The organism is Candidatus Defluviilinea gracilis, assembly GCA_016716235.1.
Lineage (GTDB): Bacteria > Chloroflexota > Anaerolineae > Anaerolineales > Villigracilaceae > Defluviilinea > Defluviilinea gracilis.
The window spans coordinates 423408-438024 of record JADJWS010000002.1; the positions used below are offsets into that span (position 1 = coordinate 423408).

At 55.6% G+C, this 14617-nt stretch carries 14 protein-coding genes; 13 read left to right on the forward strand and 1 reads right to left on the reverse strand.

The features are described from left to right. Positions 1–8 precede the first annotated feature (8 nt). From IPM31_12890 to IPM31_12935, 10 genes are all read left to right on the forward strand, one after another. On the forward strand, positions 9–845 hold the full coding sequence (locus IPM31_12890) for a purine-nucleoside phosphorylase (protein MBK9007879.1): 837 nt from the start codon (positions 9–11) through the stop codon (positions 843–845). A gap of 9 nt (positions 846–854) precedes the next feature. Continuing rightward, positions 855–1532, forward strand: coding sequence for a hypothetical protein (locus IPM31_12895; GenBank protein ID MBK9007880.1), 678 nt, complete (start codon positions 855–857; stop codon positions 1530–1532). Between the two features lie 14 nt (positions 1533–1546). Further along, the gene (locus IPM31_12900) at positions 1547–2080 is read left to right on the forward strand and encodes a GNAT family N-acetyltransferase (GenBank protein ID MBK9007881.1); all 534 of its coding nucleotides are present in this window, start codon (positions 1547–1549) and stop codon (positions 2078–2080) included. A gap of 3 nt (positions 2081–2083) precedes the next feature. Continuing rightward, on the forward strand, positions 2084–4009 hold the full coding sequence (locus IPM31_12905) for a hypothetical protein (protein ID MBK9007882.1): 1926 nt from the start codon (positions 2084–2086) through the stop codon (positions 4007–4009). A gap of 7 nt (positions 4010–4016) precedes the next feature. Then, the gene (locus tag IPM31_12910; protein ID MBK9007883.1) at positions 4017–6218 is read left to right on the forward strand and encodes a DNA translocase FtsK; all 2202 of its coding nucleotides are present in this window, start codon (positions 4017–4019) and stop codon (positions 6216–6218) included. 56 nt (positions 6219–6274) lie between these two features. Further along, complete coding sequence (locus IPM31_12915; protein ID MBK9007884.1) at positions 6275–6925, forward strand: CDP-alcohol phosphatidyltransferase family protein; 651 nt, start codon at positions 6275–6277, stop codon at positions 6923–6925. Then, on the forward strand, positions 6922–7737 hold the full coding sequence (lgt, locus tag IPM31_12920) for a prolipoprotein diacylglyceryl transferase (GenBank protein MBK9007885.1): 816 nt from the start codon (positions 6922–6924) through the stop codon (positions 7735–7737). Before IPM31_12915 ends, lgt begins: the two co-directional genes overlap by 4 nt. A gap of 98 nt (positions 7738–7835) precedes the next feature. Next, on the forward strand, positions 7836–8774 hold the full coding sequence (locus IPM31_12925; GenBank protein ID MBK9007886.1) for an ABC transporter ATP-binding protein: 939 nt from the start codon (positions 7836–7838) through the stop codon (positions 8772–8774). Continuing rightward, the gene (locus tag IPM31_12930; GenBank protein ID MBK9007887.1) at positions 8764–10200 is read left to right on the forward strand and encodes a stage II sporulation protein M; all 1437 of its coding nucleotides are present in this window, start codon (positions 8764–8766) and stop codon (positions 10198–10200) included. The genes IPM31_12925 and IPM31_12930 overlap by 11 nt, the downstream gene beginning before the upstream one ends. A gap of 13 nt (positions 10201–10213) precedes the next feature. Further along, positions 10214–10969 carry an MBL fold metallo-hydrolase gene (locus IPM31_12935; GenBank protein ID MBK9007888.1) on the forward strand — a complete coding sequence of 252 codons (756 nt, stop codon included), beginning with the start codon at positions 10214–10216 and terminating at the stop codon, positions 10967–10969. 32 nt (positions 10970–11001) lie between these two features. On the opposite strand, the gene IPM31_12940 is transcribed toward IPM31_12935, so the two are convergent. Beyond that, the gene (locus tag IPM31_12940) at positions 11002–11505 is read right to left on the reverse strand and encodes an HNH endonuclease (GenBank protein MBK9007889.1); all 504 of its coding nucleotides are present in this window, start codon (positions 11503–11505) and stop codon (positions 11002–11004) included. A gap of 94 nt (positions 11506–11599) precedes the next feature. Between IPM31_12940 and IPM31_12945 the strand changes: the two genes are divergently transcribed. The 3 genes from IPM31_12945 (at position 11600) to IPM31_12955 (ending at position 14507) form a co-directional block, all read left to right on the forward strand. Then, positions 11600–12490, forward strand: coding sequence for a TIGR01777 family protein (locus IPM31_12945; protein ID MBK9007890.1), 891 nt, complete (start codon positions 11600–11602; stop codon positions 12488–12490). A gap of 13 nt (positions 12491–12503) precedes the next feature. Beyond that, positions 12504–13169: a hypothetical protein gene (locus IPM31_12950; GenBank protein ID MBK9007891.1), complete on the forward strand. Its 666-nt coding sequence runs from the start codon at positions 12504–12506 to the stop codon at positions 13167–13169. Between the two features lie 138 nt (positions 13170–13307). Further along, entirely contained in the window at positions 13308–14507 is a 1200-nt protein-coding gene (locus tag IPM31_12955; protein MBK9007892.1) for a tyrosine--tRNA ligase, read from the forward strand. Positions 14508–14617 lie beyond the last annotated feature (110 nt).

Below are 14617 nucleotides of genomic sequence, written 5' to 3' on the forward strand. Positions count from 1 at the left end.
AGATACCTATGAATCAATTTGTCACTCTCGAACAAATCGACCGGGCTGTGGAAGCCGTCCGGGCGCGAACATCACATAGCCCGCGAATCGGGATCGTCCTCGGTTCCGGGCTCAACAGTCTGGCTGATTCTGTCCAGAAGGCGGATTCCATCCCCTTCGGCGACCTTCCAGATTGGCCCCGTTCCACGGTGCACGGGCATGCCGGCAGGCTGGTCATCGGCGAGTTGGAGGGGCAATCTGTGATGGTAATGCAGGGACGGGTTCACTTCTATGAAGGTTACAGCATTTCACAAGTGACTTTGCCCGCGCGCGTGATGGCGCGCATGGGCATTGAGATCCTGATCGTCACAAATGCCGCGGGAGGCGTAAACCCAGGCTTTGCGCCCGGCGATGTGATGCTCATTACCGATCATTTGAACCTCATGGGCATGACCGGCGCTAACCCTCTCATGGGACCCAACATTGAAGAACTCGGTCCGCGCTTCCCGGATATGAGCCAAGCCTATGATTTGCCATTGATGGCGCAAGCCCGTAAAACTGCCGCTGAATCGGGTATCGCATTGCGCGAAGGAGTGTATTGCGGCTTGAGCGGTCCTTCGTTCGAAGGTCCTGCCGACTTGCGCTTCCTCCGCCTTGCCGGCACAGACGCGGTGGGAATGTCCACGGTGCCGGAGGTGATCGTTGCCCGTCATGGCGGGATGCGCGTTCTGGGTTTTTCGGGCATCAGCAACAAGGCCAACCTTGATGGCTCTACGGTAACCACTCATGAGGAGGTCATCGAAGCCGGCAAGGTGATCACGCCAAAAATCGAAAAAATCATTCGCGGCGTATTGCGTGCCCTGTAAGTTCGTGGAATGAGTCAGTTTTATCGTTCCCTGGAAACTTATCAGCCCCTGATCTATATCGGGTTGATCCTCTGGGGTCTATTCATTGCCCGTAACATGGTTCGCTATTGGCTGGAATGGCGGAATTCGGTGTACGGGCTTGAGCGTGAATTCGCCTTACGCCGGCTGATACGATCAACATTATTTGGGTTTGCCGTCCTTGGGTTGATCTTGGCGGAATTCTTCATCGCCTCATTCGTTGTTCCATCGCTTCCCGGCTTAGATGTGATTGCGACCCCCACCCTCGACCTGCTTCTTACACCGCCGAACACACTTGCGCCTGATGCGGCAACTCAAGCAGCCTCGTTGCCCACCCAAGCGGCCCCCAGCGGCATGAGCGGATGTGTGCCGAACCAGATTATACTCACAGCCCCAGAGCCGGGCGCCGTGGTCAGCGGCAAGATCGAGTTGACCGGCACTGCGGATGTCCCAAATCTTGCGTTCTTTAAATATGAAGTTTCCTCGATGGGCTCAAATATTTGGGCGACAATTTCGGCAGGAGATAAGATCGTGAAGAACGATACGCTCGGCGAATGGGACACAGTCACCCTGCCCAACGGCGATTACTTCCTGCAACTTGTAATCATCGATAATGCCGGACAAACTATCGGACCCTGTGTGATCGTCGTCCGAGTGGAAAACCAGTAAATTGGAGAACTACCTTGTTTGAAATTCGACCCGCTGTTGCAGCCGATATTCCCCGCCTGATGGCGCTCGATCATAAAAGTCGAAGCGACTACGTCTGGCAATTAGATTTGAAGCGCGAGACAAACCAGGTTGTTGCAAGTTTCCGCGAGGTGCGCCTGCCGCGCACGGTGGATGTGGCCTACCCGCGAAATCAATATGCGCTCGCCGACGAATGGACCCGCCGCGACCTGACGTTGGTAGCTATCGATGAAGGCGCAGTTATCGGTTATTTGTGCGCAAAAGAGGAACATTCTTCATCGGTAGCTTGGGTCACCGATCTGATAGTCACGTCGGAGGTACGGCGCAAAGGCGCGGCTTCCGCTCTCCTAATGGCAGCGCAGGCTTGGGCTTCCGTAAGAAACGCGCGTCGGTTGATCCTTGAAATGCAATCGAAGAACGAGGGCGGCATCCGTTTGACGCAAAAATTCGGTTACGAGTTCTGCGGGTATAATGACCATTACTACCCCACGCAAGATGTAACTTTATTTTTCGGCAGGACGATCAAGTAATCTATGTTCTTCGGCTGGCTGGATGGATTGCTCACAGCGCTTCAAACGCTGAATAATATTTTGACGGCGGGGATCGCCATTACAGCATTCTCGCTGTTGATGTATGCTTTCTCTTTTAATTTGCGCGATCGTGTGGCGCGTTCCTTTGCCATCATCCTGCTTTGCGTGGTGGCGGTCTTTACGACCGAGGCTCTGCAGAATAAAACAGTTCCGAATTGGGGAATCGAATATCTCCTTCAATTGCAATGGATCGGGATCATCTTTCTTCCCCCGGCGTATTTGCATTTCTCCGACGCGCTGTTGGTAACCGCGGGGCGTCCCTCGCGCGGGCGGCGCAGGTTTGCCATTCGCCTTGTCTATGCAGTCGCGTTGGGGTTTGTCGCTCTACTAGCCTCGGGCTTGCTGGTTGGTCCCCTTGTACCTGATGGAAAACCCGCGCCTCACTTGCAACACACGCAGTGGACGCAACTTTTTACCGGTTTTTATCTGCTGATCATTGCCCTGGCGGGATATAACTTCATCCGCGCCTACTCGCGCATGTTGACGCGTTCCGGCAGGCGGCGCATGATCTACCTGATGGCAGGCGCCACCGCGCCGGCGCTCGGTTCGTACCCGTACTTGTTGTTTGGTTCAAGCCTTGCGGCACAGTACCCGCTTTTATTTTGGAGCATCGCCTTTATCAACAATTTGCTCGTGGCGATTTTAGTAGTGGTGATGGCTTATGCGGTTGCCTTCTTCGGCGTATCGTGGCCTGACCGCGTGGTAAAGAGCCGCCTGTTCAAATGGCTCCTACGCGGACCGGTGACCGCTTCTCTCGCATTGACCACAATGACGCTTGTTCGGCGCACGGGCGAGTTCCTCGGGGGCGAGCCGTATTCGGGATTTGTGCCGCTGGCGGTTGTGGTTACGGTGCTGTTGTTCGAACATGCGGTGACGTTGTTCTCTCCGCTGTGGGAGCGATTTCTTTTTTACGGGCGCGACCGCGAAGAACTTCAACTTTTGCAAAATATTGAAGAGCGCCTGCTCACTCGCGGCGACTTGCAACAGTTCCTCGAAACCGTGCTTGCCGCTGTGCGCGACCATTTACAATCGCCGTGCGCGTTTGTCGCCGCCTTGGATGGCGATGAATTAACTTTGAGTGTGGTCGCCGGGAACCGTTCCATGCTTGAGAATGAGAACCTGGATGAAGCGTTGAAGGTCGTTCACTTGAACGGTCAGGGCAAGCGGCATGAATACACCTGGGGAAACTTCTGGATACTCCCGCTTCATAAACAAACCGAAAATGGCGACCGTGACGAGATCCCGCCGTTGTTGGGCTTACTGGGGATCGCGCGCAAAGCAGACCGACCCATGGACAGAGACCAACGCGATGCGCTGTGGTTGCTCGCCGACCGCGCCGCGCTTGCCCTTGAAGACCGCCTCCTGCAACAACGCGTTTTTCACTCGCTCGAAAATTTGCAACCCCAGATCGACCTGCTCCAACGAATGCGCGCGGCTGGGCGTTACGACTCGAAGGCAACTCTCCTTACCGAACCTCTTCCCCAAGAATCAGACCTTGCCGACTGGGTGAAGGACGCTCTCGCGCATTACTGGGGCGGACCGAAATTATCGAACAGCCCGCTCATGCGGTTGCGGGTCGTCCAAACGCTGGTGGAGCAACACGAAGGGAACGCCGCGAATGCGTTGCGCGCCCTGCTTCGTAAAGCGGTGGATCAGGTCAAACCGGACGGCGACCGCCGCTTCACCAGCGAATGGATCTTATATAACATCCTCGAAATGAAATTTATCGAAGGCAGAAAAGTGCGCGAAGTGGCGGGCAGGCTTGCCATGTCTGAAGCCGATCTGTACCGCAAACAGCGCGTGGCTGTCGAAGCCGTTGCGCGCGCCATCCTGGACATGGAAACGAACGAAGGGGTAAGCGCGACCTGAGCCTCTCATGCAAAAACATTCCAACCTGCCTCCCGCCCCTGAGCCGCGCAACGATTGGCTCACACAACTTGCGCGGCTCAACGAGCGCTTTGGACGTTTCGCGCGCGACGCCTTCGGCATTTTACTTTTCGCCGCAGCGCTCATGACCTTCCTCGCGTTGCGAAACTTCACCGAAGGCTCGGCGCTCTCGCCCTGGGTTGATTTCCTGTCGCTTTGGTTTGGCTGGGGAGCCTACCTCGTGGCGGTCGGGTTGGGATATTTCGGATTCCTAGCCGTTCGACGTAGCGGACCTCCTCTCGGGTGGGGGAGGCTTTCCGCGCTGTTGCTCGCTTCTCTCCTGACGTTGGGTTTGCTCGCCGCCAGCGGAGGCGGATCGCTCATCCGCGCGGAGGCTGGAGCAGACGGCGGCCGGATCGGTTGGGGACTCGTCACTCTATTTTGGCGGATCGATCGATTATGGGGCGCGCTGTTGTTGGCGGTCCTCTGGTTTTTCTTTGCGATGACCGGCTTGGAGGTATGGGCTTTTCTCGAAAGATGGTTGTTGAAACTCGCAGGCGAGGCGCCACCTCCCCAACTGGCGACCCAACTTGAAATCCCGGTGGAAGCGAAGGCGGAGGAGAAGCCGGAGCGTTCCACGCGCAAAAAATCATCCGCGCCGGCGTTGCCTCCGGAATTTAGAAAGTCTCTGCGTATTGCCGATCAAAAAGATAAAAAGCCTGCCGCCCCGCGAGACCGCGATGATCGCCTGCCCTCGTTGAACGTGTTGCTCGCCGACCAAAACGCCCGCCCCGATGAACGGACGATCAACCAAACCGCCGGCATGATCGAAAAGACGCTTGCCGAGTTTGGCGTTGCCGCAACGGTGATCGGTTTTCGCGTGGGTCCGACGGTGACGCAATTTGCCGTTCAGCCCGGCTTCATGAAAAAAGCGGGCGCCACCGAGGAAGAGGCGCAACAGATGAAAGTGCGCGTTGCGCAGATTGCGTCACTGCAAAAAGATTTGGCGTTGGCGCTCTCTGCCGAACGGTTGCGCATCGAAGCGCCGGTGCCAGGCAAGCCTTATGTGGGCATCGAAGTGCCGAACACGCATACTTCGGTCGTGCGGATGCGTTCGATCCTCGAAACCGACGCGTTCCACAAGATCGGCGCGCCTTTGGCGATGGCTCTTGGGCGCGATGTTTCAGGTCAACCGTTGGCGGCGGATCTGGCGCGCATGCCGCATCTGTTGATCGCCGGCGCGACCGGCTCGGGCAAGTCGATATGTATCACGGCGTTGGCGGCCTGTTTTGCCATGAACAACCCGCCCGAAGATTTGCGCATGGTGATGATCGACTCAAAGATGGTCGAGTTGCTTCGCTTCAACGGTTTGCCGCATTTGTATGGGAAGGTCGAGACCAACGTTGAGCGCATTCTCGGCGTGTTGCGTTGGGTGGTGGTGGAGATGGAACATCGCTATCGCCTGCTCGAAGGCGCGCATGTCCGCGATTTGGAAACCTATAACCGCCGTATTTCGAAGAAGAAAGACGGCGTCACCCTTCCGCGCATTGTTGTGTTGATCGATGAACTCGCGGACTTGATGATGTCTGCGCCCGACCAGACGGAACATAACCTCGTCCGTCTGGCGCAAATGGCGCGCGCGACGGGCATCCATTTGATCGTCGCCACGCAGCGCCCGTCAACCGACGTGGTGACCGGCTTGATCAAAGCGAATTTCCCGGCGCGCCTCGCCTTTGCCGTTGCCTCCGGTGTGGATAGCCGCGTGATCCTCGACACCACCGGCGCGGAAACATTGCTGGGGCGCGGCGATATGTTGTTCTTGAACCCGGAAAGCGGCTCGCCTGCGCGCGCGCAGGGAGTGATGATCACCGATATGGAGATCGAGCGGATCATCGCGCATTGGCAGAAGAATGCCGAGGAGAAAGACGCTACCCCGCCCTGGGAGAAATTGTTGAGCGAACCGGATGAAAACGAAGACGAAGGTCTCATCGAGCAGGCGGTCACGATCGTCCGGCAGAGTCAACGCGCGTCGGCGTCGTTACTGCAAAGACGGTTGCGAATCGGCTACCCGCGCGCGGCGCGCTTGCTCGACCAGCTGGAAGAGATGGGCGTTGTGGGTCCCTCGCAGGGAGGCGGCAAGGAACGCGATGTGTTAGTCGGTCCGTTGGATGAGGAATTGGGAGACTCTGGTAAATCATCGACGCTCCCGTAAATCACAAGGACTAAAATGATCGTAAAACCCTGATATGATTGCTGAACGTATTCGCTATGGAAAATAAATCCTCTCCTGCGGCAACGCGAAAGACATTGACCGATTATTTGCGCCTGTGGTTCAAGTGGGTGCTCGACCCGCTCGGCAGGCTTTTCAACCGTTTGGGTCTCACGCCGAATATGGTGACCGTCATCGGAATGATCGGCAACTGCATCGGCGCGTATTATCTGGCGCGAGGCGAGATGTTTACCGGCGGGCTTTGGGTACTGATCATGACGCCCGTCGACGCGTTAGACGGAACCATGGCGCGGTTGCGCGGCGAGCCGGGCGATTTCGGCGCGTTCGTCGATTCGGTCAGCGACCGCTATTCCGAATTGATCATCTACGGCGGGTTGTTGTATCATTTTCTGACCCTTGGCGAACCGTTAGGCGGCATGTTGACTTTCATCGCCGCCGCGGGATCTGTGCTCGTCTCATACGTGAAAGCGCGCGCCGAAGGGCTGGGCTACGGAGCAAAAGTGGGTTTGCTCACGCGGGTGGAGCGATATCTTGTGCTTGCGCCTTCCCTGGTTTTCAATAAACTTTACCTTGGGCTGGCTGTCATCGCCATCTTCGCTAATATTACAGCGTTTCAAAGGATTTGGCACGTCCGCGCGCAGGCGCATGCGCGCATGAGAACGGCAATGCTGGAAGAGAAAAAACCATGAGTATTCAATTTGACGGCATCCATTACTTTCTGTTTGGCGCGGAACAGGTCCTTCGTTTTTATGGCATCATCCTGATGCTTGGCGCGGTGGCTGGCGCCTGGCTTGCCTCAAAAGAGGCGCGTCGGCGGGGGTATGAATCGGAAATCGTTTGGGACCTGCTCATTTATTTGATCGTTGGCGGCATTATTGGCGCGCGTGTCTGGCATATCCTCACCCCGCCTCCTTCGTCTGGCATCACCGCGGCGTGGTATCTGTCCCATCCGCTGGATGCGATTGCGATCTGGAAGGGCGGGTTGGGTATTCCCGGCGCGGTCATCGGCGGCGCGATCGTTCTATTTTTTTATTCCCGCAAGCACAACTTGAAATTTTCAGAATGGGCGGATATTTCCGCTCCATGCCTGGCGCTCGGTCAGGCGATTGGTCGCTGGGGAAACTTCTTCAACCAGGAACTCTACGGTGCGCCCACAAACCTGCCGTGGAGGTTGTACATCGAGCCCGAAAAACGCCTTGCAGGGTACTTCGACGTGGATTATTACCACCCGCTGTTCTTGTATGAGTCGATTTTGAATTTTGCAAATATGCTGTTGCTGTTATGGGTTTCTCGCCGGTACGCGGATCGACTCAAGTCGGGCGATATCTTCCTCGCGTATTTGGTCACCTACCCGGTCATCCGCTTCTTTCTCGACTTCTTGCGACTCGACGCCTCCCTGGTGGCTGGCATCAACATTAACCAGACGTTTATGGCGGTCATCGCGGTATGCGCCGGCGCGGCTTTGTATTGGCGGCATCGCCGGGATTCCATTGTACATTAATGACTTTTCAAATTTGCGGGGGGACTGTTGTCTGATTGACTGTACAATAGGCGCTGGCTATGCTCGCCAACAAAACGATCGGAAAATAAATTTATCTTATGATCGAAACAAACGATTTAAGCAAGCAGTTCAATAACAATTTTTGGGCAGTGCAGGGCGTAACGCTGAACGTTCAACCCGGTCAGATCCTGGCGTTGCTGGGGCAGAACGGCGCGGGGAAGACAACCACCGTCCGCATGTTGACCGCGTTGCTTATGCCGACGCGCGGGTATGCTCGCGTCGCCGGGTATGATGTGACGCAGAACCCGAAAGAGATTCGCATGAACGTGGGGGTGTTGACAGAACAGCACGGCTTGTATTTGCGCATGACCGGCGCCGAATACCTCGATTACTTTGGGAAAATTTATGGATTGGATGTTCAGGCGCGCGCTACGCGTAGTAAATATTTGTTCGATTACTTCGGGCTTACCGAAGCGTCGCAACGGCGCTCAGGGGAATATTCAAAAGGGATGAAGCAAAAACTCGCGCTCGCCCGCTCGTTGATGCATAATCCGTCTGTGTTATTGTTGGACGAGCCGACCTCCGCCATGGACCCGGAGTCGTCGCGATTGGTGCGGGATGAAATTGCCCGTCTGCGTTCATCCCAGCGGACGATTGTCATCTGCACGCATAACCTTGCGGAAGCCGAAGCGTTGGCGGACCATATCGCCATCATTTATCGCGGCAAGATTCTTTTGAGCGGCACGCTGGATGAATTACAGCGTCGTGTGTTGGGTCCTGTGGAATACGAAGCAAGGTTCGCGGAGGTTTTCGATGCAAGCGGGTTGAGCCTGCCTGCCGGGGTGGAGGTCGTTTCGAGGGGCGGGACCAGTCTCAAATTCCGAATTGAAGCGCCGCAGGTTGCGAATTCCAAACTTGTCCACTCGCTCACGTCCATGAATGCGCCATTGATATCCTTTCACGAAGTCCCTCGAAAATTGGAGCAGGTATATTTGAAGACCATGGCTGAGGCGCAGGGGTTGGCGTATGCGGCGTAACTGGGATGCCATCTGGATGGTGGCGCGGCGCGAGTTCGTCGACCAATTCCGCGATTGGCGCATTGTGGCGCCGATGACGTTGCTGATGGCGCTGTTTCCATTCGTTGCGGACGATAGCACGCAGGAAGCCATTCGATTCATGAATCGCTTCGGCGGCGGCTTGATCCTCGAGCGTCTTGTTCCTTTCGTGATTCTGGTGATCGGGTTTTTTCCGCTTTCGTTTACTCTGGTGGTTGCGTTGGAAACCTTCGTGGGTGAAAAAGAGCGCGGCACCATCGAACCGCTTTTGAGTTCTCCGCTTGAAGACCATCAGCTCTATTTGGGAAAAATGTTGGTGGGGATCACAACTCCGCTTGTGTTTAGTTTTGTGTCTATTGTGATCTATCTGGTGTTGATCACGTATCGCGACGTGGCGTTCCCCAGCCCTTATTTGCTTGCGCTGGTTTTGTTGCTCACATTCGCTCACGCTGTCTTGATGGTGAGTTCGGCGATCGTTATCTCTGTGCAAGCCACGTCTATTCGCGCCGCAAATCTGTTGGCGTCGTTCGTGGTGGTGCCGGTTGCGTTTTTGTTACAGGGAGAAACCGCGCTGATCTTTTGGGGCAACGAGAGCGTGCTCTGGTACGCGATTGCGGGCGTTACCCTGCTGTCGGTGTTGATCGTCCGTCTGGGAATTTCACACTTTCGGCGCGAGTATTTATTGGGTAGGGAGATCGACACCCTGAACTTCAGACAGATGTGGCGGGTCTTTACCGGGCGGTTTATTGGAAAGGCTGAATCGATCCGCGCTTGGTACGCGGTTGAATTGCCTGAAACCATTTCACAGATTAAGCGCCCGTTGGCGCTTGTGGCGGCGCTTGGCGTTGCGGCGATCGCGGCGAGTTATCTGTGGGTGGTTATCAATGTGCCTGCCTACCTGGATCTTTCACCGGATATTGCGGATCGAATCAAGACCTTGATGAACCAAAACCTAATGGATTTTGACGATTTGAGCGCTCAGATTCCCATGCCTGTGTTGTTTTATCACAATGCTCGCGCGGTCGTGATCATGTTGTTGCTCGGAATTGTATCGTTCGGGACGCTCGGCGTCACTTTATTTCTGATCAATATGGGATTGGTGGGCGGCGTGCTCGGCGGGGCAAGTGTGCTGGGGTTTTCGCCTGGTTTGTTGTTCGTGGCTGGGATTCTGCCTCACGGCATCTTCGAGTTGTCCGCTGTGTTTCTCTCGGTCGCCGCCACATTGAAGGCTGGCGCGTTGTTGGTTACCCCACAACAGGAAAAGAGCCTGGGCGAACTTTTGCTCGTTGCCCTTGCAGATTGGCTCCGTATTTTCATCGGTATTGCCCTGCCGCTTCTTGCCATTGCGGCGATAATCGAAGTGTACGTCACTCCACAACTCCTACAATTGTTCGTCCCATACTTTTAAAGAAGAGGGGCACATGCCAAAAATCATCATCCTGGGTTCGTCCAACGCGGTGCCATCGATCGATCACGAAAACACCCACCTCGTTATCGTGGGCGAGGAGCGGACGATTCTTGTGGATTGCGTCAGCACTCCCGTCGTCCGACTCGAACAAGCGGGCGTGGACTTCAACTCCCTGACCGATATTGTGATCACGCATTTTCACCCGGACCACGTGGCGGGTGTTCCGCTGTTGCTCATGGATATGTGGCTGATGGGACGGACGAAGCCAGTCAACATTTACGGCTTGCACTACACCATGGATCGACTCGAAGACCTGATGGGTTTTTACGGCTGGGACGAATGGCCCAACTTTTTCCCCGTTGGTTTTTATCGCCTGCCCGAAGCCGAAATGTCGTTGGTGTTTGATAGCGCCGAGTTCCGCGTGCGCTCGTCGCCGGTTCACCATATGATCCCGACCATCGGCTTGCGTGTGGAATGCCTGACCGATGGCAAAGTGCTAACCTATTCTTGCGACACTGAGCCATGCGAGCAGACCGTCCGCCTTGCCGCGGGGGCAGATGTGCTCATCCATGAAGCCGCTGGAGCCGCGTTCGGTCACTCCTCCGCCGAACAGGCGGGAGAGATCGCCGCGAAAGCCGAAGTGGGGAAGTTGTATCTGATCCATTATCCAACGGGGCGGTTTGCCAGTGGAGACATCGCCGCAGACGCTCGAAAAACGTTTACCGGCGAAGTGATCGTGGCGAAAGACTTTATGACGATCGAGCTATAAAAAAAACAATCCTCTCCGACGGAGAGGATTGTTTACCAGCCTGCGATAAAAGGCTCCCATTCTTGATACTCATTCAAATGCTTGCCGAAAATATACGCCGCATTGGCGGGAGGCTCCTTGGGCAAATGATGTAACCGCATGTGCGCCTCTTCCACGCGCCTGCCGCCCTTCCGGTGATTGCATGAAGGGCACGCCGCGACCACGTTCGTCCACACGTGCGCGCCGCCCATGTGTCGGGGCATCACGTGGTCCACTGTCAACCCGCCTTCGCGCTTCCCGCAATACTGACAGGTATAATTATCGCGGCGAAACACTTCGCGCCTCGTCAACTTGACGTGCGGGCGCGGTCTATGAACCTGGCTTTCAAGCCGGATGATCGAAGGGCGCGGGAGCAACTCTCGAATGGTCCGAATGTGACCGCGACCGTTCAATACCATATCCGCCTTGCCAGCCAGCAACAAACCGACTGCCCGTCTTGTCGTGCACACGTTGATCGGTTCGAAATTAGCGTTCAACACCAATACAGGCTCGTACATTCTGGCTCTACAAACAGGCACGATTATACTGCCGAATATTTGAAAGCGTTAAAGTCGCTCCTCGAGATGTCATGAATCTGTTACAGGAAAGTTTGTGAACATACTAATCGCCGGCGGGACCGGGTTCCTCGGCTCAGCCCTCGCCGCCAGCCTGCAAGCGGATGGACACCAAGTGACCATTTTGACGCGGCGAAAGCCGCGCGCCGCGAATCACGTTCACTGGGATGGGCAGACTGCCGGGAGGTGGGGGCAGATCATCAACGAGATGGACGCGCTGATTAACGTTTCAGGATACAGCCTCGACCACGCGCCTTGGACTCAACAACGCAAGCGGCGATTCGAAGACTCGCGTGTCCTTCCCGCCCGCGCGCTTGTCTCTGCCATCGCCGGCGCTGACCGCCGCCTGAGTGTGTACCTCCAGACCTCTGGCATCAACTATTACGGCTTGCGCGGCAATACAGTCGCAGACGAATCGACCCCGCCCGGAGATGATTTCCTCGCTCAACTTTCGGTCAAGTGGGAGGATGCGTCGCAACCGCTTGAACAACTCGGCGTTCGCAGGGTAATCTGCCGTTCCGCGGTTGTGCTTCATAAGAGTAAAGGGTTATTCCCGTTGATGAAACTACCCGTCAACTTGTTTTTTGGCGGCAAGTTTGGCGATGGGCGCCAAGCCATGCCTTGGATTCATATCGTGGATGAGATCGATGCCATGAAATTTCTGCTCACGCACAAATCTGCTTCAGGCGCATTCAACTTGATCTCCCCCGCGCAAACTTCCAATGCAGAGTTTATGCGCGGGGTCGCGTGGATTCTTCACCGCCCATATTGGTTTCATCTGCCGTCGTTTCTGTTGCGAGTGATGCTGGGTGAAATGAGCGTACTGCTGACCGAAGGACGATACTCCCAACCCAAGCGGCTTCTTGATTTTGGTTTCACGTTTGAATACGATACATTGAAAAAAGCGCTGGCAAATTTGTCAGCCTAAAAGGAGTTTTAGCATGAAAAGAACTTTGGTTGCGATCCTGTTGTTATCTACGGCGTGCGCCCCGGGCGGATTCCCTCAAGGGGCTGTTCAACCCTTGCCGACAGCGCTCATCGATCAATCTTACCCGACGATTGAATCGGCTCCTGCGGCGCCGGTTCAATCCTCCAGCGGAATCAATGTGAGCGCAACCCGCGCCTGGCGCGATGGAAAAAACGTCAACGCGGAAGTCTGCTTCACGTTGATCGACGGGTCAGACTGGTCGATTTGGGGCGCAAGTTTGCAATACGGCGGTGTGGCGTTGTTCGACTTCGCCTCGACCCTGCTAAGCATTCAAGAACCTGTGGAGGGCGCGTCTGGCCTTCGCTGTGATATGTTGTCCTTTTTCAACGTTCCGCCCGATGCCGATCTCTCGGCGGTAACGATCACTGTGGACGCCATTGCCGCCCTGCCGCGCCCGGAGGATTATTGCAACATTTACATTTCAAAAATTCAGCAGACCATGAACGAACGAGGCACAGGCATCACGCTCGGATGCTCCGATGTGAATGGGGCGCCGGTCATGCAGGTGGTGGGCAAACCAGACAGCCTGTCGCAGGAAGAGGCGGAGCAGATCGTGTTTAGCGATGAGTTTTACACGATCCGCGGTCCCTGGTCGTTTGTCTTCAATCTTGGGCAGTGATGGTTTATAATCGGCGCATGTCTGGTTTCTCGCGCGTAGAAAAATCCTATGACTACCGCCGCCCCTAACTCAGCGATGGCGACTTGAACGCGTGGCGCCGTTGCGCCGCGCGTTTTTATTTGTGCCCGGAGGTTGTTCGTGAATATCGAAGAACAAGTTGAATTATTGATGCAAGGCACCGAATACGGTGACGAAGATACCAAGAAAGCAATGACTGCTGAACTGCGCGCGCGTCTCGCAGAAGGCAGACCTTTGCGCGTGTACTGCGGCTACGACCCAACCTCCACCGACTTGCATCTCGGGCATACCATCTCCATGCGAAAACTTCGCCAGTTTCAGGATCTGGGTCATGAGGTCACGTTTCTGATCGGCAGTTACACGGCGTTGGTCGGCGACCCGTCTGACAAAAATAAAGCGCGCCCGATTCTGACGGAAGCGCAAGTGGCTGAAAACGCGAAGACGTATTCCGATCAAGCCTTCCGTGTTCTCGACAGGGAGAAGACGCAGGTTCGATATAACGGAGAGTGGCTGAGTGAACTCTCCCTGCTCGATCTGATCCGCCTGGGGCAGAACTTCACGGTTCAGCAATTCCTTGCCCGTGAAAATTTTGCAAAACGCCTGGAAAAAGGCGAGGCGATCTACCTGCACGAAACTTTTTACGCGTTGATGCAAGGCTATGACGCGGTTGCCATGCAAACCGACGTTCAAGTTGGCGGCTCGGACCAGTTATTCAACATCATTGTGGCGGGGAGAAAATTGCAGGAGGCGCTTGGGCAAAAGCCGCTGGTGGGCATCATCACGGGAATCTTGCCCGGCACCGACGGCGTGCTACGCATGTCCAAATCTATCGGGAATATCGTGCCCATCAACACCGGTGCGGACGATATGTATGGCAAGTTGATGTCCATTCCCGATTTTGCCATGGGCGTTTATATGCGGCTTGTCACGCGCTGGAGTCCGGGGGAGATCGACAGCCTCGAAAGAGAATTATCCGAAGGGAAAGCGCACCCGCGCGATGTGAAGATGAGGTTGGCGCGCGAGATTGTTTCGATTTTCTATGGCGACGCCGACGCCGCGTTGGCGCAGGAATCTTTTGTGAAGATGTTCCAGCAAAAAGAGATTCCCGATGAAATGCCCGAGTTCCAATTACAGCCGGGGCAAACCGTGCTGGATGTCATTCTCGCGGCGAAACTCACGGCAAGCCGGTCAGACGCGAAGCGGTTGTTCGATCAGAGGGGAGTGCGACTCGATGGGGAAACCATTGAGCGCGGAGACATACCTTTTCCGCATCCTGGCGTAATCCAAGTGGGTAAACGCAAATTCTTGCGGGTCAAATAATGCGCCCCAGTACCTTCAGGCGGAAAACGCAGATTTTTCCCTTTGGATCAGCGACGCGTTTTCACCTGCCCTTGTGGGCGGTGCAAGGGGTTGCATCCAAACGCACTCTG

Bases quoted from the DNA above. Each gene is read 5' to 3' on its own strand.
- IPM31_12910 (MBK9007883.1), top strand. From the start codon at position 4,017: ATGCAAAAACATTCCAACCTGCCTCCCGCCCCTGAGCCGCGCAACGAT.
- IPM31_12935 (MBK9007888.1), top strand. From the start codon at position 10,214: ATGCCAAAAATCATCATCCTGGGTTCGTCCAACGCGGTGCCATCGATC.
- IPM31_12905 (MBK9007882.1), top strand. From the start codon at position 2,084: ATGTTCTTCGGCTGGCTGGATGGATTGCTCACAGCGCTTCAAACGCTG.
- IPM31_12940 (MBK9007889.1), bottom strand. From the start codon at position 11,505: ATGTACGAGCCTGTATTGGTGTTGAACGCTAATTTCGAACCGATCAAC.
- IPM31_12925 (MBK9007886.1), top strand. From the start codon at position 7,836: ATGATCGAAACAAACGATTTAAGCAAGCAGTTCAATAACAATTTTTGG.
- IPM31_12930 (MBK9007887.1), top strand. From the start codon at position 8,764: ATGCGGCGTAACTGGGATGCCATCTGGATGGTGGCGCGGCGCGAGTTC.
- IPM31_12950 (MBK9007891.1), top strand. From the start codon at position 12,504: ATGAAAAGAACTTTGGTTGCGATCCTGTTGTTATCTACGGCGTGCGCC.
- IPM31_12890 (MBK9007879.1), top strand. From the start codon at position 9: ATGAATCAATTTGTCACTCTCGAACAAATCGACCGGGCTGTGGAAGCC.
- lgt (MBK9007885.1), top strand. From the start codon at position 6,922: ATGAGTATTCAATTTGACGGCATCCATTACTTTCTGTTTGGCGCGGAA.
- IPM31_12895 (MBK9007880.1), top strand. From the start codon at position 855: ATGAGTCAGTTTTATCGTTCCCTGGAAACTTATCAGCCCCTGATCTAT.
- IPM31_12915 (MBK9007884.1), top strand. From the start codon at position 6,275: ATGGAAAATAAATCCTCTCCTGCGGCAACGCGAAAGACATTGACCGAT.